Here is a 19,359-nt window from a genome sequence, read left to right as displayed (position 1 = left end):
TCTTTTTTTGACAAAAATTATCCTAAATAATAATCACGTAAACGATAAAAATATTTTTTAATGCAACATATTATTAATTAATACGCAATGATAGGACGCGATTACCTCTCAAAGCAATATAGATTTCTTTTCACGCGCCATGATGCGTTCTCAAAGTTCGGCTGATCCAGGATAAGGCGCCCGCGGCGTGCTTCGGCCTTTTTAAGAGGCGGAAGCGTCGCACGACCCACCAGCGCGCAATCGCGTCGTCACACGCGTTTCGGCAAGCGCCAGATAGGAACGGTGGTTAGTTGATCAGGCTGAGTAACGATCGATTGAGAGATCCAAGGCAGGAATCTCCGTTTTCTTCCCGCTGATTCGATGCGCCAGTAATTGGCCCGCACCACATGCCATCGTCCACCCTAATGTGCCGTGGCCGGCATTGAGCCATAAGTTGCGGTAACGCCCTGCGGGTCCGATAATGGGCGTTCCGTCCGGCGTGCAGGGGCGCAAACCCGTCCAGTATGTTGCCTGACGTAAATCAGCCCCGCCGAAAAGTTCGGAAAAAGAACGCTCAAGCGTCGCCCGGCGATCTGCGGAAAGCTGAGTCCTGTAACCTGTCAGCTCCGCCGTGCCGCCGATCCGCACGCGCTGATCGAACCGCGTAATCGCGACCTTGAAGGTCTCATCATTGACCGTCGCCGTCGGAACACATGTCGGGTCGGTTATGGGTGCTGTCAGAGAATAGCCCTTGACCGGATAGACCGGTATTTTAATGTTAAGCGGCTTGAGGAAGCGCGGCGCGTAGCTTCCCGTGGCCAGGACATACGCATCGGCCGTCAGACGCCCCTCGGAGGTGCGCACGCCATATATCGCGTCAGAGGCCGCGTCGAGTGCATCAATCTGCACACGGAACCGAAATTTGACGCCGCGCGCCGCCGCTTTCTCCGCAAGGTGCTTCGTGAAAAGAAAGGAGTCGCCGCTTTCATCACCCGGCAGGCGTAACCCGCCCATCAGGCGCGCGCGCGCGCCCTCAAGCCCGGGCTCATGGGTCAGGATTTCCTGCGTTGACAGAAAATCATGGGGCACGCCATTTTCTGCAAGAAGCCGCATATCCTCCTGCGCATGATCAATCTGCGCCTGTGTGCGGAAGAGCTGGATCAGGCCCTTCTGGCGACCCTCATATTGGATGTCCGTCATCTCACGGAGTTTTACGAGACAGTCGCGACTATATTCCGCGATGCGCAGCATCCGGCCTTTATTAATGTCGTAAGCGTGATGGGTGCAATTATCCAGGACCTGCATCATGAAGCGCAGACCCAAGGGCGTCAGGGCACCCGGGCGGATGACAAGCGGGCTTTCCTTCTGGAGGAGCCAGCGCGCGGCCTTTAAAGGCAGGCCCGGCATGGCCCAGGGTGTCGAATAACCTGGAGAGATCTGCCCTGCATTGCCGAAAGATGTTTCCATCGCGACACCGGGCTGGCGGTCAATAATGGCGACGTCGTGACCCTCCTCAGCCAGATACCATGCTGTTGTCACGCCGACCACACCGGCGCCAAGAATGAGAATTTTCATGAAGGGTCCTCATGATAAAGGCGGAAATGCCGCGCGCCCAATGATGTCAGCACCTCATAGCCAATCGTTGAGAGGGCGGCAGCGACGTCATCCAAAGGGCGGTGCGGGCCGATAATTTCGAACAGGGTATTTTCCGCAAGGTCAGTTGTTGGCAGATCCGTGATATCGATGGCCATGCTGTCCATCGATATGCGACCAACACAGGGGAGGGCAATGTCGGGAAAGGCGGGATGCACGGCGGAGATTTTACCGCCAGTACTGCGCAGAAGCCCGTCCGCATAGCCGATGGCAAGCGTCGCAATTCGGCTTTCACGCGGGGCACGGAAGGTACTGCCATATCCCACTTCCGCGCCTTCCGGCACGGTCCGTGCCTGGATCATACGGGCATAGAGGGCGATCACCGGCTTCATAGGGTTCGGGCGGCCCGGCGTCGGGTTGCCGCCATAAAGGGCGTAACCGGGGCGCACCACGTCGCGATGAAAGCGTTCCCCAAGAAAAATGCCGCTCGAAGCGGCAATTGAAGAGGGACCGGGCGGGAGGTAGGCCAGGATGGCCTCAAACGCTGCTAGTTGGGCGGCATTGCGCGGGTCGGATGCGGCATCGGCATTGGCGAGGTGGCTCATTGTGAAGGCGACGGGAACCCCGTTTAAAAGATCGGGCTCCCACGCGAGACGCTGCGCCTCCGCAAGCGACATGCCGTAGCGCGACATGCCGGTATCAAATTGCAGCACGCAGGGTGGCGCATCGTGATGCGCGGCGATCACGCTTTTCCAGCGTGTCAATTGGGCAAGGCTGTTAATGATCGGGCTGATGCGGGCCGCCGCCAGGGCTGCATCATCGTCCGTGAAAGGCCCGTTAAGGAGGTGGATGGCGACGTCACGAACGCTTTGACCGTCTGCGCAGCGATCCATGATGGCGCGTAATTCAAGTGCTTCATCACGTGTTGCGACAAAAAAACGTCGGCATCCTGCCGCGTAAAGGGCAGGCGCGACCTGCGCGACACCGAGTCCGTAAGCATTGGTCTTGACAGCAGCGGCAACATCGACTGAAGGGCCGACTTCCCTCGTCAGACGCTGATAATTCTCACCGATGGCGGAGAGATTGATCGTCAGTATGCCACCATTATCGGGCGCGGAGAGGGCCATTACATGGTCATTTTGTTTTGGCGGGTCCGCGTGCTTCATATTGATACCGTAGCAAAACCAGATTTTACTGTTAAGTCTTAAAGGTGCCAGCGCCCGCCTGATGTCGCATCATCACCCCGGTTGAGGCACGCCTTTACTGGTCGAATACTCAAAATGCAACGCCGTCTCGGGATAAATAATAGGATAAATGGCGTGCGCGGCCATCGCGCCCTCACTGAAGCCTTGTAAAATCAGCTTGAGTTTGCCCGGATAACTGGCGACATCGCCAATCGCAAAAATGCCGGGTTGGTTTGTCTCCATGGTGACGGGCATGACGGGCAACGTGTTCCGCGTCACAGCGAGATTCCAGCCCAAAATCGGGCCGAGATCTGTCGAGAGGCCGTAAAAAGGTAAAAGATGCGTCGCAGCAAGGCGGCGGGTTTTCCCCTCAAGGTCAATCACCTCCACCTCCGCCAGTTTCCCATCCACGCCATGAAGCGCATGGAGCTGATAGGGAACGATTTTTTCCGCCTTTCCGGAGGCGATGCAGGACTCGACCCGCGCCAGCGTTTCCGGCGCGCCACGAAACCGGTCGCGACGATGGACGAGATATATTTTCCGGCAGATATCGGAGAGCTCAACCACCCAGTCCAACGCCGAATCGCCACCACCGGCGATCACGATATCTTTATCGGTGAAATTGGACTTGCGGCGGACATAATAACGCACAGCGCCGCTCTTCTCAAAATCGCCAAGCGCGTCCAGAGGCGGGCGGTTCGGGCCGAAAGCGCCCGCGCCGGCGGCGATGATGATCGCTTTGGCATGGACCTGCGCGCCTTTATCCGTGCCAAGGCGGAATGCACCGCGATAGCCGCTGAGTGTCGTCACCTGATGCCCCAGAAGGCGCGGCACATCAAACGGTGCAATCTGTGTCTCAAGGGCTTCAACCAAGGCACCGCCCGTGATCGCGGGGTGCGCGGGGATGTCGTAAATCGGTTTCTCCGGATAGAGCGCGGCACATTGTCCGCCCACCTCGTCCAACGTATCGATCAGCAGTGTTTTCAGGTGCAACATGCTGCATTCAAATGCCGCAAAGAGGGCTGTCGGCCCGGCCCCGATAATGGCTACGTCAGTCTCCAATGGTGTTTGCGGCATGTCTGTCACCTATTATCTATCGCGCCCCGCCGTTGCTTATCAGAAACCGAACGCATCGTCTCGGCTTAAAGCGTCAGGCATTGAGAGTCCGTTCTCTCATCATCATGCGGGGTGAGGGTGCGGTTCCGGGCTGTTTCACAGCACAACGCACGCGCATCATCATCTTTTTCATGTTAAGTAGGCAGGATGACAGAACAACCCTTGCGCTACCATGTGGCCAGCATGAAAGAAACAGAAGCCCTCGCACGAAAAGTCGCGCACGTGACGATGTCGGGTGACGTCATCGCGCTTCATGGCGAAATGGGTGTGGGGAAATCGGTATTCGCGCGGGCTTTCATCCGCGCCCGGGCGGGTGACGCGAAACTGGATGTGCCGAGCCCCACTTTCGCGCTGGTTCAGCTTTATAATCTGCCATCGGGCGATATCGTCCATTATGACCTCTGGCGCCTTGACGCGGTGGATGCCATGCAGGAACTCGGGCTGGATGCGGATGAGGGGGCCATCATGCTGGTGGAATGGCCGGAAAAAGCCGGTCTATATCTGCCGGCCCATGCCCTGCATATTCATTTATCCGAGCCGGACAAGGCGCATAGCGTAAAAGATACGGTGAAAAGCGTCGAGAACGGCCCCCGCGACATCATGATCTCCGGATGGCATGAGTGTGGTCGCGGTCGCGGCTTCTGACAGTTTTTTCGACGTCGTTGCCTGTCAATGGCAACGCATCATGGCAGGGGAGGCGCATCGGGAGGCTGACGGCGTCATCATCGTCCCTAATCGTCGCGCCGCCATGCAGGTCTCAGAAGCTTTCCTGCGGCTGTGCGATGGCGAGGCCATGTTGCTGCCGCGGATCGTCCCGTTTTCCGAACTTGAAAAAATTATGGAGTTCACGCTCCGCCCGCAATATGTGCCTGCAATAGGCTCCGACAAGGAATTGAGGTTCGCTCTTGATGCGCTTCTGATCCTGCCGCCCGCATGTGACGAAATGCAGCGTCTGGCCGCTCTATCTTCACTGGTTTTACGGTCGGGCGATGCGTTTGCGGTGCGTCCGGAGCTGGATCAGGCATGGAGCCTCGCCCAGGCGCTCGCGAATCTCATAAATGATGCAGAGCGCGCGGAAAATTGACCTCGCCGCGCGATTGCCAGAGGCGGATGATGGCGAATTCGCCGCGCACTGGCAGCGCTGCCTTGATTTCCTCAAAACAAAATCGTCACGGCGTTCTGGCTGGAATATCTGACGGAGGGGGGTATTACCAATCCGGTGGCGCGTCAAAATCACGTCGTCAAGGTGATGATGGCCGCTTGGGCCGCGGCGCAGCCCACCCTGCCGATTTGGGCTGTCGGATTTACGGATATTGCAAGCGCCGTCGGGATGTTTCTCTCGACGGTTGCCAACCTGTCAGGCGGTTGCGTGGTGCTGCCGGGACTGGATCAGGAGTTTGGAGGACGTGCTCTGGGCAGATCTCCCTGAAAGCCGCCCGCAAGCGGGCCTGAAGGCGATTTTGGACGCGATGGGGGCGGAAAGAGGGGATCTTCCTCTCTGGTCACAGGGTTTTCCGTGGGTTGACCCAGTTCCGGAAGGCCGGGTTGCCATGTTGCGCGCCGCCCTGACGCCCGCAGCCGGTATGGCGCAATGGATGCGTGACCCGCAACCCTGTGATCTGGCTGGTTTATCGAGTCTGAATTGTGAAGATCCGCAGCAGGAAGCCTGCGCCATTGCCATGATCCTGCCCTGCGTGAGGCGCTTGAGAAACCCGGCCATCGTGTGGCCCTGATCACGCCGGATCGCCAGATCGCCCGTCGTGTTTCCGTAGAGCTGCTGCGCTTCGGCATTGTCGCGGATGGATAGTGCGGGTGAGGTACTCGCTTTGACGCCCTCAGCCGTTTTCATCCGCCTGCTTGCTGAAGCTGTCGCGTCGGACCTCGCGCCCGTCCCGTTATTGGCGCTTCTGAAACACCCGCTTACAGCCTGTGGAATGACGCAGGGCGCCTGCCGCGCAAGTGCCCGCAAGTTGGAGCGCATGGTCCTCCGCGGTCCCGCTCCACCACCGGGTTTTGAAGGGCTGCGCCTGCGCTGCCGCGATGGGGGCGATGGTGTGAAGCCGATCTGGCGGATCGACCTGATCAACCCGTTGCGCCTGAGGACTTCATTGATCGCCTGGAGAAAATCCTCGATCCGCTTCTGACATGCGGGGATGGGCCTCTTCCGACCTTACTGACGCGGTTGATCAACGTTGCGGAGGCTCTGGCCAGCACGCCGGAAACGGAAGGAGCGGATCGTTTATGGTTCGGTGAAGCGGGGCACGCTTTGGCTGAGCATCTCTCCGGCCTTGTGCAATTTACCGAGCTGCTCGGGGCGCAGGGTTTTGCGACCCTGCCCGCATTTCTGGCGGCTTCCACGTAGGGGCAATCCGTGATGGGCCAGCACATTCTGCGCGGGCGCGAGGGGGCGCTTTGCATCCGCGCGTCTATATTCTTGGCCTCATTGAAGCGCGGCTGCAACGTTTTGACCTCGCCGTACTGGCCGGACTGGAAGAGCAGATCTGGCCCCGCGTTGCTGAGCCGAGCCCTTGGTTGAGCTGACCCATACGCCTCAAAATCGGCCTGCCTGCGTCGGAACATGATATTGGCGCGGGCGCGTTCGATTCGATCAGCCTGTGGGGCCGACGACGCCCGCCGCGCAACCTGCGCCGCGCCCACCCGTGCCGCTTCGTCTCCGCCGCCTTAGCGTCACGGAAATCGATACGTGGCTGCGTGACCCTTACGCCATCTATGCGCGACATATCCTCAAACTGCGCCCTCTTGATGCTATCGACGCCCCGTCGGGGCGGGCAGATATCGGAGACATTGTGCATGAAGCTCTCGCGGAGTGGCTTCAGGGCCAGAAGCGGGATATCGGCCATCTGACGCGCTTGCTGCATGAGAGACTGGCGCGATCGCCGATGCGGCCTGCCATGCGGGCCTGGTGGCGGGGCCGCTTCACCCTGATTGCGACAGAAATTGTGGCGTTTGAGGCGGGACGGGACTTCCGCCCGGCGCAATCCTGGGGGAAGCCGCCGGCAAATTGCGTCTGGACGCGCCGCAGGGCGGGTTTGATCTGAAAGCGCGCGCGGATCGTATTGATTGTGATGGGTTGGGGCAGGTCTGCGTGATTGATTACAAGACGGGTCAACCGCCGAAACGCAAGGATGCGGATTCAGACTGGGCCTCGCACTCTGGCTGGAAGCGGCGATGATCCTGCGTGGTGCCTTTGACGGCATTACCGCACAAGGTTTCACATCGTTGGAATATTGGCGCGTCTCAGGCAATGCGGCGTCAGATCGCATCGTCGTCATTGCCGGTGGGTCGGAGGGCGACATTGCCGAAGAAGCTGAGGATCGCGTGCGGCGGCTCGAAGACTGGGCGGCGCAATATGATGACCCGGACATGCCTTATATCGCGCAACCTTATCCGGAATATGCGCCGCGCTTTGATGATTACGGCCATCTGGCCCGTGTCAAGGAGTGGCGTATCAGCGCGGAGACGGATGAATGAACCAAGCGCTGCCTGTGATGGGCCTGACGTCCGCCTTAGTGACGCTGCGCCATTGGATGATGCCGTCGCGCGGGCGGAGCGGCTTCAGCGCGACGCTTCTGATCCGCGCGCTTCCGTTTTTGTATCCGCCTCGGCGGGGAGTGGTAAAACCAAATTATTGATCGACCGGTTATTGCGCCTAATGCTGCCATTGGCAGAGCCGGACCCGAGGACCGGCCACATGCTGATCATCCCCGGTATCGATCCCGCTCGGATCCAGAGCCTGACCTATACGAAAGCCGCCGCCGCGGAGATGTGGCAACGCGCCTTCAATCCGTATTGGGGCGGTGGGTCACGATGCGTGAAGACAAGCTTGATCAAGAATTGCGCAAGCTAGACGTGCCATGTTCAGAGGCGACGCGCAATGCGGCGCGCGCCTTGTTCGCGCAGGTGCTGGATTGCCCGGGTGGGATGCGGATCGGGACGATCCACGCTTTCTGCCAGTCCCTTTTAAGACGTTTCCCGCTTGAGGCGGCAATCGCGCCGCAATTTCAGCTGATGGAAGATCCCGATACCGCCTCCGCCCTTCATCAGGCGCTGGAAACGGAAATTCTGGAGACCGCATCCAGAGATTTGGGAGAGCGTTTCGCCGCGCTGAGCCAGAAGCGGGAATATGACTCGGTCAAAGAGTTCGCCGCAAAATTATATAGCGCGCGCGGGTCCCTGCGTGGGTTCCGGCACATGTTTTCCGCAACGATGGAAGATCTGGAAACGACCTGTCGGCGTCTTTTGACGCTTGAACATGATGATCTATCCGCGACTCTCAAAGCCTGCCGGACGCCGCACGATGAAGCCGGGCTGCGTGACGCTGTGAAACAGCTCGCCGAATTCGGAACACCAGCTGCACGCGCGCGGCTTGAAGCGATGATGTTGTGGCTGAGAACACCGGTGGCGGCGCGGGACGTTGAAGCCTGGCGCAAACTCCTGCTGACATTGAAGGATACGCCTCTCAAACCCGTCGCTTATGCCAGCAAAAAATATCAGGACTCTCATGCGCATCTGATCGCCGCGATTGAAAGCGAAGCTGAGCGATTTATTGCGGCCCTGCGGCAATATCAGCTGCTTGAGGTTTATCATTTAAGCATCACCAGCCTTGCACTGATTTTCGGCGCGTTGCGCCGTCTCGATGGTGACAAGGCGCGGCGCGGCCTGGTCGATTATGAGGATCTCATCGCCGCGACCCAGAACCTCCTGCGGGACCCCGGCGCGGCCTGGGTGCTCTTCAGGCTTGATGGGGGCATTGACCATCTTCTACTTGATGAGGTTCAGGACACGTCGCCTGCGCAATGGGATATTGCCCGCGTCCTGACGGAGGATTTCTTCTCCGGCGTGTCTGTGCGGGAAAGCCACGCGCTGCGACCGCGCACGATTTTCGCGGTGGGTGACTTCAAGCAATCCATTTTCAGCTTTCAAGGGGCGAAGCCGCGGGCTTTTCTGGATGCGCGCGCCGATTTCAGTGCGCGCGTGCGTCAGGCGAACCAGAAATGGCGTGCGCCCAGCCTTGACGTGTCGTTCCGCTCCAGCGCGCCGGTCCTGCAACTCGTCGATGCGGTTTTTGCCAACCCACTGGCTGCGGAAGGGATGGCGGCGTTTCAGGAGGATGATGAGACCGGCATACCCCGCCATCGCCCGGCGCGGCAGGGAAATTGGGGCCGTGTCGAGATCTGGCCGAAACTCCTGCGCGCGGAGAAGGATGAGGCGATTGACCCATGGAAGCCAGCCATGCGCGCCAATCCGTCCCGCCTGACCGCGCAACGTATGGCGGGTGCCGTTGCCATGTGGCTGCGGGAACATCTCGGCCAGGCGCCCGCCCCGGTCAGCCGCCACTTACGCCCGGGAATGTGCTCATCCTCGTGCGGCGTCGGTCACCCTTCCTTTGGACGCTGGTCCGCGCTTTGAAGTCTGCCAATATTGACGTGGCGACCCTTATCCGTGCCAGTTTGACCGACCAGCTTGCCGTGCAGGATATGATTGTCCTTGCGGAGGTGCTCCTTCTGCCGCAGGACGATCTGAAACTCGCCACCGTGCTGACTTCGCCGCTGGGTGATCTCTCCGATGAGTCGCTTATGGCATTGGCGGCCGGGCGGGGGCAGGAGAGCTATATCACCGTAAAAGATGGTGCGGTCGATGTGTCTTTCATGACGGTAAGCGGTGCCAGCTATGCCCCCGCCATTGCCGCGGCAAAGGAGGAGCGCGTCAAAGCCATGCGGGAGGAGAGCCATCTCCTGCTTTACGTTGCGCTGACACGGGCAAAGGACTGGCTTGTCATTGCGGATGGGAGCCGGGCAAAAAAGGCCATGAGGCCGATGACTGTACGGTCTCTGCGCCGAGGGATTTGCGCAATTACCAACGCGAGAGGAAGATTTCGCGCAAGGTTGGGCGGGGCAGACCCTCATTCACGAAATTCTGCCGCCGCCGAAAATTGACGTCGACATGGCCAGCGCATCCGGTGAGAGCAGCGCGGTGGGCGAAAAGTCGGAAGAAAATGCCGATCCGACGCCTTTGCCCGCCATTTTCGGGCAGACCCCCTTATGGCGGCCCCAGCCACCGGGGAATGAACCGCGCATTGTGCGCCCTCTGGCACCGAGCCGACCTGAGGGAAATGTTTTTGGCCCGACCCCGCCTTCACGCTCGCCTCTGGACATGACATCGCCGGGGCCGCACGCGCAGGCGCTGCGCCGTGGACTCATTATGCACCGTTTATTGCAGTTTCTGCCGGATTTACCGGAGGCGGAGAGGCACGCGCCCTGAGATGGTTGGGTCAGACGGTTTCGGCCTCGATGAGGCAACAAGATCGCGTCTCGCGGATGACGTGCTGAGTGTCATTGACCACCCGAAGTTGAAACCCCTTTTCGGACCGCATTCAAGGGCGGAGCAAACGATTGCAGGGCTTGTCGGGGAGAGTGTGATTGTTGGGCAGGTGGATCGCTACGCTTTTACAAAAGGGCGACTTTATATCTGTGATTTCAAGACCAATCAGAGGCCCCGCAGCGTCTTGATGCTGTGCCCGAAACCTATCGTCGGCAAATGGTCGCCTATGCGGCGATTTTACGGCAGATTTACAGACCTAAGGAAATCGTGGCCTCCCTCGTCTGGACGGAAGGGGCGCGCGTGACGATTTTACAGCCTGAAATGCTTCATTTTTGAGTGACGATCCCTACCACCTTTACCCCGTTTGAGGAAAGACCTAAAGGTGGGAAAGGGGGCGACGGCTGGTCGTTTTGACGGCCCACCATAAAAGTGCCGGGATGATGAGGAAATTGCCCAGGACGACAATCATCATCACGCCGAGACTATAGGTCAGAATAATTGGGATGAGCGAAAAAATCGGGAAAAAGAGGAGGAGCATGACAGCCCGACCCTTGGTGCTTTCGGGCAGCCACATAATGAATCGTTCAATCGGAAACCAGTCGCGCAAAGCCGTCATCCCGGAGCATAATATCGCTAGTCACTCATCTCAAGCGCCTGTCTGTTTTGAGACAGGAGATTTACAGGCGTGAGGCCCGTATTTAGGAGAAGCTAAGAATGTCATAAGAGTTTTACATGTAAATGTCCAATATCTCGCCCACCATAACGGTTGGAGAGGCGATGAGGCGGGTCAATGTTGAACAAACCTGACCATTTTTAGAGACCCATTGAGATGCGAAAGGTGATGTGATTTCGATCATCTTCAATGCATAATGCCGCGATCTGGGGCGTTACACTCCATGGTGAATGGGGCCCTGACCCTGCGCGGGCTTGAACTCCGTTGCCGGATTACCCATAGTCGAGGCATTGATATTCTTTTGGAAGTAACTTTTGGAGATGCCGTCATGAGTGCCTATACCCGACCTGTTGACGATAAAAAATTTGAATCTGACGTGTTAAAGGCGGAAGGGCCGGTTCTCGTGGATTTTTGGGCTGAATGGTGCGGACCATGCAAAATGATCGCCCCGGCCCTGGAAGAAATCGCCTCGGAATATGGTGGGAAACTCACCGTCGCCAAGCTCAATATCGATGATAATCCGGAGGCCCCGACACGTTTCGGCGTGCGCAGCATCCCGACTTTGATCCTCTTCAATAAAGGTGAAGTTGTCGGTCAAAAGACTGGTGCGCTTCCCAAGAGCCAACTCAAAGCCTGGGTCGATTCACTCCTCTGAACCTGCTTCCTGAATAATGACAGACGGTGACGACGCAGGATTTGTTTTTGTGCCGTCTGCCGTTGTCAAGCGCGCATCATGGCCTGCTGGATGGCGGCGTGACCGCTCCATGTCGCCAGATTGATCCGATTGGCCCGGACAGCGTCACGAAATGCGGGGGTAAGCAGGGCATCAAGCTCTGCCTCATGCTGGTAATCCGGCATGATTGAGGAAATCAGCATGTTTCTGCCCGTTGCGGGATGGAAGTAAATTTCGGAAAGTCCCGGCGGGAGATATGGCATGAGCGCCGCCACGCGCGATGGCGTCATGGCGCCGCTCCAGGCAAGCCCGAAGCACCAGTCATTCGTTGTCATGCCTGCGCGGTGGATCTGCCAGCGCAAGATACGACACCATTGACGCATGGCTTTTGCGCCAAAGCCATCCTGATGCGGGGTGACAGCATCAATGGGGGAAGCGGGCTCAATCGGTAAGCGAATGTGGCGCAACCCGTATTCCGCCCCGATCCGAATCATCAACCGGCCAATTGTGGGGTGGAGGTGCATGTGTTTATGCGCATTGGCATGGTCCAACCGTAAGCCGGACGCGGTAAAAGTCCGAAACTGGGCGCGGATTTCCCGACGCAATTCCCGCCTTGCTGCGGGATGAAAAAAATAGCGCATACCGAGGGCCGCCTGCCGACCATGAAATGCGGCGCGTCCTTCCCCCGTCTCTTCCGCAATATGGGAGACATCTTGAAAGGGGCTTAGCGCATTGCCTTCCACCAGGACGCAATGTAACCCGACCAGCAAGTCAGGAAGGCGGCGCGCCCGTTTGATGGCATCAGACGCGGCAGGCCCCGCGACCATCAGGCTGGCGGTTGAAAGCAGGCCCTCCCGATGGGCACGTTCAACCGCCTCATTGACCTCCTCGCTCAGCCCGAAATCATCAGCTGAGACAATGAGTTTACGCATAAAGCGTTACGCCGCCCGGTTACGGTCCCGCAGAAACTGGAAGAATTCCAGACCTTCCCGCAGGCGACGCTTCATCATTTGCGGGCTGCGCACCATTTCATTGACGATTGAGGCGATTTTCGGCGCGCGGAAATAGAATTTCCGATAAAATTCCTCAACAGAGTTGAAGATCTCTGTGTGGAAAAGATGCGGATATTCCAGCGCCGCGATCTGAACACCGTTTTCATCAATGAGCTCAGCCTCGGACTCATTGAACCAGCCAATTTCCGTCGCCTGCTTATGCAGGAACGTGCCCGGATAAGGTGCGATGAGGGACACTTGCAACGTGTGCGGATTAATATCCTTGGCGAAGTTGATCGTCTCGCGGATGGTCTTTTTTGTTTCTCCAGGCAGGCCGACAATAAACGTGCCATGCACTTTGATGCCCAGTTTATGGCAGTTTTTCGTAAACTCACGGGCGGTTTCGACGCGCATACCCTTCTTGATATTGTGCAGGATCTGCTGATTGCCGCTTTCATACCCGACGAGGAGAAGGCGCAGACCGTTCTCCTTCATGACTTTTAGCGTCTCATAAGGGGCATTGGTCTTGGCATTGCAGGACCATGTGACGCCGAGTTTGCCCATCTCCCGCGCGATGGCTTCCGCCCGCAGCAGGTTATCCGTAAACGTGTCATCATCGAACATGAATTCCCGAACCTGCGGGAAATATTGTTTGGCCAGGCGGATCTCCGCCGCCACATGCTCCGGGCTGCGCGTGCGGTAACGATGCCCGCCCACCGTTTGCGGCCAGAGGCAGAATGTGCAGCGTGATTTGCAGCCGCGCCCCGTATAAATCGAGATATAGGGGCGCATGAGGTAACCGATGAAGTAATCTTCTATACGAAGGTCACGCTTATAGACCTCCGTCACGAAGGGCAGGCTGTCCATGTCCTCAATCATGGCGCGATCACGATTTGCGGTGATGACACCGTTTTTATCGCGTCAGGTGATGCCATCCACATCCTTGAAATCACGCCCTTCCGCGATTTCCTTGATCGTAAAATCAAATTCGTTGCGCGCCACGAAATCGATCGGCGTGCCTTTGGCCATGCTCTCATCCGGCTGGACAGCGACTTTCGCCCCGACCATGCCGATTTAAGATTAGGATTGACGTCCTTGAGCATCTGCGCAACCCGTACGTCGGATGTAAAAGACGGCGTCAAGGTGTGCATCACAACAAGGTCGCGATTTTTCACATCTTCAAGAATGGGCTCGATACCCATGCGCGCGGGCGGCGCATCAATGAGGCGCGAATTTTCAACCATCGCCGTGGGTTGCGCCAGCCATGTCGGGAACCAGAAGGAACGGATCTCCCTTTTCGCCTGGTAGCGGGAGCCAGCACCTCCGTCAAACCCGTCAAATGATGGTGGTTGAAGAAAAAGCGTGCGCATCATGGGACAGCCGACCTCTCAAAGTCACAAAGTTGCGGTGGAAGTTTTAAGCGGACCCGCCAGAAAACCGTCTAGAACCGTTCATCTAAGCATGCAGGGCGTCCGAGACAAGTCTCTTTACCCGCGATCAGCCTTTTGGCCGCGCTGATGTTGCACGAACATGACGGCGTATGTGCAGGTGCTTCCCGCGCCAGGCCACACGTCTGCAGCGGAGGCTACATAGCATGATCAGCGCTGAAAACCAGTCCCGTAATGGTAAGGTGGCGCTCAGGCGCCAGTCAGGTCGGCCCAGGGCACGGTTAATGGCGTGGGCGGCCAGCGCCCGGATCAGCCAGCTTGCAAGGAGGAATAAGATCGCGTCCCCTGCCAGGCCGCTCGTAACGACGCACAGCATCGCCCAGAAAAGGGACAACTGCGTTGAAGAGAGAGCATAACCCAACGGTTCAAGGTTTTTAATGGTCCGGCCCCAGCGCAGTTCATGATGGAAAAGCGCGGCCCAATCTGCCTCCGCGACGGTCGTTTCCGTCAGGCAGGGGGCAAGGGCAACATGCAGGCCCACATCCTGCACCTTATGACCTAACACGGCGTCATCGGCGACATGCCGGACAAGTGCCTCAAGTCCGCCGACCTGCGCCAGCGTGTCACGATGCAGGGCCATTGTCGCGCCGAGGCAATCCTCGCGCCCCAATTGACGCGACAGCAGGACGCCGGGCATGAAGAACTGGTTGATCTGCGCCGCGCCGAAACGGCGTACATATGTCTGTGAAGCGGGCAGACCGGCATAAAGCGTGGTGACGAGTCCGGTGCCTTTGACCTGAAGAAGCTGCACAAGGGCGCGCAGATAATCACGGCCCGTATGAATGTCCGAATCGGCCATAACGATCACATCGTGTCGCGCGGCCGGATACATGTTGATCAGGTTGCTGACTTTGTGATTGACTCCATGGGCGGCGGGATTGATCACAAGATCGATCTCAATGGCCGGAAACCGCACCTGAAGCCTCCGTACGATGGAAATGGCGCTGTCATCATGCCCGTGCACACCAAACACAATCTGGTAACGCGGGTAATCCTGCATGCAGAATGACGCCAGGGCCGTTTCCAACATGGGTTCATCACCATATAACGGCTTGAGAATCGTCACCCCGGGCAAGTCCGCCATCGGGATCTCGGCCCCGGCCAGATTGCGGCTCCCGACTATAAAGCGGCGCGTCAATACGGCGCCCATCGTGGCCTGAAGCGTGCCCACGCCCGATATGGCCGCGCACGCCCAGGCGAGGCTTTGCAATATCATGACCATTTACGTTGAGCCCTGTGCTCACGCAGCCCGGTGTTTTTGTCGGAAGGGAACATCATTGGAAAGAATCGTGAAATGACAGCTCAGTTTCCGAGAAAAGTCTCAGTCTTACGGTCAAGAAGAGTTTTCAACCCTTCTGTGCCGCCGCTTGCAAGACCCGCTGAAAAATCTGCTCTCTGCGCCGCGACCTGACTGATATGCCCGTTGAGAAGCACATCCGTGATGCGATATCCATGGGGAAGATTCTGCACGACGTAATCAATTTCCGTCCTGTTATCAGGACCGGCAATCGTTGAACGGATGATTTTGCCATCTTCGTAAGACGTCGCAGCACTTTGCGGCTTAATGGAGAAATTTATTTTCTTACCCTTACCGAAGCTCGACACATAGCGCGCGACAGTGAAGCGTCGGAACGAGTCGAGAAGACTATGCTGATCCTGCGCGCTGAGATTGGCGAAGCGCATCCCGACAGAATTCCGCAGGATTGTGGGGAGATCAAAAGCCGCATCAATGACGGGGGTCATGATTTTGACACGCTGCGCGGCGCTTAATTCAGCATTTGCCTCCAGCTTGCGCAGGCCTGCATAAAGGGCTTCAACAGGTTGGGCGACTGCGTTGGGCGCGGTAACTTCCGAACGGGTCGGCGTTTGCGCCTTTGCGACGTTCAGGCTCGTTGATACCGCCATGATGGCGGCGGCGCTCAGGAGGAAATGACGGACCCGCACGTACGCCGACACGCCGGAACGAACGTCTTTACCGTTTGCCGTGCTCAGATTTCGCACCGTCCTCTGCCGGACAAGGGAAGATGGGAAAAGCGCATATTCCAGCATGTCGTGTCCTCTACTTAGCACGCCATCGGCCCAAATTCTCACCTGTGGCGGGGACTGGCCAAAAATTGTTACAGGACGTCCCTGCCGGTATGGCGGGCCATGTCCCTGATCGCGCATGCGTAACGCGTCGGGGTCGAAACTGCAATCAATCATTATCAAACTCAGGCGTAACATGAGAAAGCAGAAACTGCTTTACAATCCCGGTCATCATGCCGAGACTATCGCCATCAAGATCGCGACATGCAACTGTCACCCTAAAACCACAATCGCAACCGACCGAAAAAGGGGACGTTGAGGGACGGGTGGACCACGTTATATAGTACAGGGTTAAATGCCAGCAGCAACGGCCCGCCATCCCGGCGGGACAAGACGCGGCATCAAAAGTGACGGCACATGTTGCAGGCGAGACATTATTTAAGAGCACCGGGGTGACGCGGCGAAACCTGACAGCGGAGATGCAGAGTCGCAATGCAGGAGTAGAAAGTTTCATGGCCGTTCCGATAATGCAAGCTATCCGAGTCGGGCATTATATTGTGAAGCAGCATTTGCTGGGGCGTAAGCGCTACCCGCTCGTTCTGATGCTGGAACCGCTATTTCGGTGCAATCTGGCCTGTTCAGGGTGCGGCAAGATCGATTACCCGGCACAGATCCTGAATCAGCGCATGAGCGTGCAGGAATGTCTTGATGCCGATGCGGAGGCCGATGCACCTGTCATCGCGATTGCGGGCGGTGAACCCCTTCTGCACAAGGAAATGCCGCAGATCGTCAAAGGACTGATCGGCCGCAAAAAATACGTTTATCTGTGCACCAATGCGCTTCTGCTTGAGAAAAAGCTCGACGATTATACGCCGTCACCTTTCTTTTCCTTCGATGTGCATCTTGATGGCGACGCCAACATGCATGATGCCTCCGTCTGTCAGGATGGCGTCTATGAGCGCGCTGTGGCCGCTATTCGCAACGCGAAGGCACGTGGCTTCCGCGTATCGATCAATTGCACGCTGTTTGATGGCGCGGACCCGAAGCGTGTGGCCAGCTTCTTTGATGAAGTTATGGCCATGGGTGTGGATGGCATCATGACGACCCCTGGTTACGCCTATGAGCGTGCGCCCGATCAGGAGCATTTTCTGAATCGGCAGAAAACCAAACAGCTTTTCCGGGATATCTTCCGTCTTGATAAGGGTAAGAAATGGCGTTTCACGCAATCGCCTCTCTTCCTCAACTTCCTGGCCGGTAATGAGACGTATCATTGCACGCCCTGGGGCAAGCCCCTGCGGACAGTGTTTGGATGGCAGCGTCCCTGCTATCTACTGGGTGAAGGCTATGCCAAAACCTACCAGGAACTGATGGATGACACAGCCTGGGAAAGATACGGCACGGGCGCTTATGAAAAATGTGCGGATTGCATGGTGCATTCCGGTTACGAGTCGACCGCTGTCATGGATGCGGTTCGGCGCCCCTGGCACATCATGAAGGTCGCGCTTTTAGGACCTGAAATTGAGAAGCCCATGGCGCCGGAGATTTCCCTCAAAAACCAGCGCCCGGCCGAATATCGGTATGAGGAGCAGGTCCACGCGCAGGTCCAGAATATTGAGGCGCAGGAGCCCGCACGTGCACCGCGCATCCGCTTCCATCGTGCTGAGACGGCACCGGCTGAAGAAAAATCAGCGGCAACTGCCTGAAAGCAACGCGGAACCGCGTGATGCAGCCGATCCGATTTGTCAAAAGCGGTCAGGGCCTGAACGGATGTGGATTATCCCCATCCGAGCGGGGCGGGCTGCATCAGGGTGATGGGCGGCATGTCCCGACCTCAGCAAGCTTGACTGATATTGGTGGCCGGGCGGAAGTCAGCCCGTTGCGTCATTGGGGGCATCACCTGTCATCATGACGACGCCTATCCTGATTATCTGCCTCCTTATCCTCATCAATGCGATTTTCGCGATGGGGGAGATGGCGCTCGTCTCCTCCAAACGGTTGCGCCTCGCTGAAATGGCGAAGTCCAAAGTGCGCGGTGCGGTCCGCGCCTTGCAACTGGCGGATGACCCGCAATCTTTTCTGCCGACCGTCCAGGTGGGCATGACGGTCGTCTCCATTCTTGAAGGTGCTTTTGGTGGGAGTGAGATTGAGCACCATCTCGCCCGGGAAATCGCGCGTGTCGAGAACCTGAAAAATTACGCCAATGATATCTCGATTTTCATTGTCGTGCTCATCATCACTTTGGGGATGCTGATTTTTGGGGAGTTGGTCCCTAAGCAGCTCGCACTCTACCACCCTGAGCGTTACGCCGCACGCCTCTCCACCATCCTGTCCGTGACATCGGCCATCATGCGGCCAATCGTCAAGACGTTGAGCGCCGCATCATCGCTTATCATTCGTCTTCTCGGGACGCGCGGGGCGGAACGTACCTCCCTGACAGAGGAGGAATTACGTGCCGTCCTCGTTGAAGGCGCGCGCGCCGGCGTGCTGGAGGCTGAAGAGCGCGTGATGATTGAGCGGCTTTTGCGCCTCGCGGATCGGCCTGTCCGGGCCATTATGACACCGCGAAGTGAGTTATTCTGGGTGGATCGCCATTCCAGCCGTGAAGCATTGATCGTCAAATTACGTGACTCGAAATTCACGCGTATTGTCGTGTGTGATGGCGATGTCGACCATCCCGTCGGCATCGTATTGGCGAAAGATCTGATGGATCGCCTGCTTCAAGGCTTGCCGCTTTCCATTGAAGCGGCGCTGAAAACGCCGGTTGTTGTCCCGGACAGTCTCAGCGCGCAGGACATGATCGAACTCATGCGTCAGAATAGCTCTGGGATTGCTTTTGTCCTTGATGAATATGGCTCGTTTGAAGGTGTTGTGACGCCGTCCGACATTTTTAAAGCCATTGTTGGTGATGAGCATCTGGAACAGAATAAGACGAAGAATGAGAAATCCGCTTTGTCCGGGGAATATGTGCTGGACGGCTTCATGCCGGCAGATGAGGTGCGGTCTCTTCTGGATCTGCCCGAACTCCCCGCCCAGGGAAGTTACCACACGCTTGGGGGGCTGATCCTGACCCTCTTGCGGCGGGTGCCTTCGCAGGGGGATAAGATCATTTTCGGGCGATGGATGTTTGAGGTCACAAAAATGGATAAGAGGCGCGTTATTGAAGCACGCGCCAGCCGTCAGGTGCTTGCCGAAAATTGAAGATGGTGCGGCCGGGGGACTTTGCCAGCATCCATGCGCCGGCCTCCTGCGTGAATTGGCCTTGCATGGCATTCTTATATAAGCGCGGTGGTAGCGGCAGGCCCGACTCCCACTCGGGCCGGTGAAGGCGGGGTGA

General features: G+C 57.6%; 27 protein-coding genes and 1 pseudogene. 20 read left to right on the top strand and 8 right to left on the bottom strand.

What is annotated here, in order from left to right:
• Nucleotides 1–294 precede the first annotated feature (294 nt).
• The 3 genes from AAYR33_07400 to AAYR33_07390 all read right to left on the bottom strand — a co-directional run bounded on the left by AAYR33_07400 (nt 295) and on the right by AAYR33_07390 (nt 3,833).
• Nucleotides 295–1,554, bottom strand: coding sequence for a D-amino acid dehydrogenase (locus AAYR33_07400; protein ID XAO70859.1), 1,260 nt, complete (start codon nt 1,552–1,554; stop codon nt 295–297).
• Nucleotides 1,551–2,738 carry an alanine racemase gene (gene alr / locus AAYR33_07395; GenBank protein ID XAO70858.1) on the bottom strand — a complete coding sequence of 396 codons (1,188 nt, stop codon included), beginning with the start codon at nt 2,736–2,738 and terminating at the stop codon, nt 1,551–1,553. The genes AAYR33_07400 and alr overlap by 4 nt, the downstream gene beginning before the upstream one ends.
• A gap of 72 nt (nt 2,739–2,810) precedes the next feature.
• A complete protein-coding gene (locus AAYR33_07390) occupies nt 2,811–3,833 on the bottom strand; it encodes an NAD(P)/FAD-dependent oxidoreductase (GenBank protein XAO72430.1) in 1,023 nt (340 codons plus the stop codon).
• 186 nt (nt 3,834–4,019) lie between these two features.
• Here AAYR33_07390 and tsaE point away from each other — a divergent pair, with 186 nt between their 5' ends.
• The 16 genes from tsaE to AAYR33_07310 all read left to right on the top strand — a co-directional run bounded on the left by tsaE (nt 4,020) and on the right by AAYR33_07310 (nt 10,550).
• A complete protein-coding gene (gene tsaE / locus AAYR33_07385) occupies nt 4,020–4,517 on the top strand; it encodes a tRNA (adenosine(37)-N6)-threonylcarbamoyltransferase complex ATPase subunit type 1 TsaE (protein XAO70857.1) in 498 nt (165 codons plus the stop codon).
• Nucleotides 4,489–4,956, top strand: a complete 468-nt coding sequence (locus tag AAYR33_07380; protein XAO70856.1) for a hypothetical protein — start codon at nt 4,489–4,491, stop codon at nt 4,954–4,956. The genes tsaE and AAYR33_07380 overlap by 29 nt, the downstream gene beginning before the upstream one ends.
• Nucleotides 4,931–5,068, top strand: coding sequence for a hypothetical protein (locus AAYR33_07375; protein XAO70855.1), 138 nt, complete (start codon nt 4,931–4,933; stop codon nt 5,066–5,068). Before AAYR33_07380 ends, AAYR33_07375 begins: the two co-directional genes overlap by 26 nt.
• Before the next feature lie 23 nt (nt 5,069–5,091).
• The gene (locus AAYR33_07370) at nt 5,092–5,301 is read left to right on the top strand and encodes a hypothetical protein (protein ID XAO70854.1); all 210 of its coding nucleotides are present in this window, start codon (nt 5,092–5,094) and stop codon (nt 5,299–5,301) included.
• On the top strand, nt 5,279–5,605 hold the full coding sequence (locus tag AAYR33_07365; protein ID XAO70853.1) for a hypothetical protein: 327 nt from the start codon (nt 5,279–5,281) through the stop codon (nt 5,603–5,605). Before AAYR33_07370 ends, AAYR33_07365 begins: the two co-directional genes overlap by 23 nt.
• 93 nt (nt 5,606–5,698) lie before the next feature.
• A complete protein-coding gene (locus tag AAYR33_07360) occupies nt 5,699–6,016 on the top strand; it encodes a hypothetical protein (protein ID XAO70852.1) in 318 nt (105 codons plus the stop codon).
• A gap of 38 nt (nt 6,017–6,054) precedes the next feature.
• Nucleotides 6,055–6,234, top strand: coding sequence for a hypothetical protein (locus AAYR33_07355; protein XAO70851.1), 180 nt, complete (start codon nt 6,055–6,057; stop codon nt 6,232–6,234).
• Between the two features lie 50 nt (nt 6,235–6,284).
• Entirely contained in the window at nt 6,285–6,413 is a 129-nt protein-coding gene (locus tag AAYR33_07350) for a hypothetical protein (protein ID XAO70850.1), read from the top strand.
• A gap of 119 nt (nt 6,414–6,532) precedes the next feature.
• Nucleotides 6,533–6,931, top strand: a complete 399-nt coding sequence (locus AAYR33_07345) for a PD-(D/E)XK nuclease family protein (protein ID XAO70849.1) — start codon at nt 6,533–6,535, stop codon at nt 6,929–6,931.
• Nucleotides 6,895–7,065, top strand: coding sequence for a PD-(D/E)XK nuclease family protein (locus AAYR33_07340; protein XAO70848.1), 171 nt, complete (start codon nt 6,895–6,897; stop codon nt 7,063–7,065). The genes AAYR33_07345 and AAYR33_07340 overlap by 37 nt, the downstream gene beginning before the upstream one ends.
• Entirely contained in the window at nt 7,062–7,364 is a 303-nt protein-coding gene (locus AAYR33_07335) for a hypothetical protein (GenBank protein XAO70847.1), read from the top strand. Before AAYR33_07340 ends, AAYR33_07335 begins: the two co-directional genes overlap by 4 nt.
• Entirely contained in the window at nt 7,357–7,740 is a 384-nt protein-coding gene (locus AAYR33_07330) for a UvrD-helicase domain-containing protein (GenBank protein XAO70846.1), read from the top strand. Before AAYR33_07335 ends, AAYR33_07330 begins: the two co-directional genes overlap by 8 nt.
• Nucleotides 7,701–9,302 carry a UvrD-helicase domain-containing protein gene (locus AAYR33_07325; protein XAO70845.1) on the top strand — a complete coding sequence of 534 codons (1,602 nt, stop codon included), beginning with the start codon at nt 7,701–7,703 and terminating at the stop codon, nt 9,300–9,302. Before AAYR33_07330 ends, AAYR33_07325 begins: the two co-directional genes overlap by 40 nt.
• Nucleotides 9,299–9,829: a hypothetical protein gene (locus AAYR33_07320; GenBank protein XAO70844.1), complete on the top strand. Its 531-nt coding sequence runs from the start codon at nt 9,299–9,301 to the stop codon at nt 9,827–9,829. The genes AAYR33_07325 and AAYR33_07320 overlap by 4 nt, the downstream gene beginning before the upstream one ends.
• Before the next feature lie 7 nt (nt 9,830–9,836).
• Nucleotides 9,837–10,154 carry a hypothetical protein gene (locus tag AAYR33_07315; protein XAO70843.1) on the top strand — a complete coding sequence of 106 codons (318 nt, stop codon included), beginning with the start codon at nt 9,837–9,839 and terminating at the stop codon, nt 10,152–10,154.
• A gap of 252 nt (nt 10,155–10,406) precedes the next feature.
• Nucleotides 10,407–10,550, top strand: a complete 144-nt coding sequence (locus tag AAYR33_07310; GenBank protein ID XAO70842.1) for a hypothetical protein — start codon at nt 10,407–10,409, stop codon at nt 10,548–10,550.
• Nucleotides 10,551–10,590: 40 nt separating this feature from the next.
• On the opposite strand, the gene AAYR33_07305 is transcribed toward AAYR33_07310, so the two are convergent.
• Entirely contained in the window at nt 10,591–10,830 is a 240-nt protein-coding gene (locus tag AAYR33_07305; GenBank protein XAO70841.1) for a hypothetical protein, read from the bottom strand.
• A 385-nt stretch (nt 10,831–11,215) separates the two neighbouring features.
• On the opposite strand from AAYR33_07305, the gene trxA reads away from it, so the two are divergent.
• On the top strand, nt 11,216–11,542 hold the full coding sequence (gene trxA, locus AAYR33_07300; protein XAO72429.1) for a thioredoxin TrxA: 327 nt from the start codon (nt 11,216–11,218) through the stop codon (nt 11,540–11,542).
• Between the two features lie 65 nt (nt 11,543–11,607).
• Here trxA and hpnK read toward each other — a convergent pair whose 3' ends face one another.
• The 4 genes and pseudogenes from hpnK to AAYR33_07280 form a co-directional block, all read right to left on the bottom strand.
• The gene (gene hpnK, locus AAYR33_07295) at nt 11,608–12,492 is read right to left on the bottom strand and encodes a hopanoid biosynthesis-associated protein HpnK (GenBank protein XAO70840.1); all 885 of its coding nucleotides are present in this window, start codon (nt 12,490–12,492) and stop codon (nt 11,608–11,610) included.
• Nucleotides 12,493–12,498: 6 nt separating this feature from the next.
• A pseudogene (hpnJ, locus tag AAYR33_07290) lies at nt 12,499–13,925 on the bottom strand (hopanoid biosynthesis associated radical SAM protein HpnJ).
• A gap of 124 nt (nt 13,926–14,049) precedes the next feature.
• Nucleotides 14,050–15,222 carry a bacteriohopanetetrol glucosamine biosynthesis glycosyltransferase HpnI gene (gene hpnI / locus AAYR33_07285; GenBank protein XAO70839.1) on the bottom strand — a complete coding sequence of 391 codons (1,173 nt, stop codon included), beginning with the start codon at nt 15,220–15,222 and terminating at the stop codon, nt 14,050–14,052.
• 80 nt (nt 15,223–15,302) lie between these two features.
• The gene (locus AAYR33_07280) at nt 15,303–16,049 is read right to left on the bottom strand and encodes an ABC transporter substrate-binding protein (GenBank protein ID XAO70838.1); all 747 of its coding nucleotides are present in this window, start codon (nt 16,047–16,049) and stop codon (nt 15,303–15,305) included.
• 488 nt (nt 16,050–16,537) lie between these two features.
• Between AAYR33_07280 and hpnH the strand changes: the two genes are divergently transcribed.
• The 3 genes from hpnH to AAYR33_07265 are packed head-to-tail and all read left to right on the top strand — an operon-like array spanning nt 16,538 to nt 19,223.
• On the top strand, nt 16,538–17,728 hold the full coding sequence (gene hpnH, locus AAYR33_07275) for an adenosyl-hopene transferase HpnH (GenBank protein ID XAO70837.1): 1,191 nt from the start codon (nt 16,538–16,540) through the stop codon (nt 17,726–17,728).
• A gap of 20 nt (nt 17,729–17,748) precedes the next feature.
• A complete protein-coding gene (locus AAYR33_07270) occupies nt 17,749–17,934 on the top strand; it encodes a hypothetical protein (protein XAO70836.1) in 186 nt (61 codons plus the stop codon).
• A complete protein-coding gene (locus AAYR33_07265; protein XAO70835.1) occupies nt 17,931–19,223 on the top strand; it encodes a hemolysin family protein in 1,293 nt (430 codons plus the stop codon). Before AAYR33_07270 ends, AAYR33_07265 begins: the two co-directional genes overlap by 4 nt.
• Nucleotides 19,224–19,359: the final 136 nt, after the last annotated feature.

The sequence above is a fragment of the Acetobacteraceae bacterium genome (assembly GCA_039613835.1).
Lineage (GTDB): Bacteria > Pseudomonadota > Alphaproteobacteria > Acetobacterales > Acetobacteraceae > Sorlinia.
The sequence above is the reverse complement of the archived record's forward strand: the minus strand, read 5'-3'. Positions and strand labels throughout refer to the sequence as shown.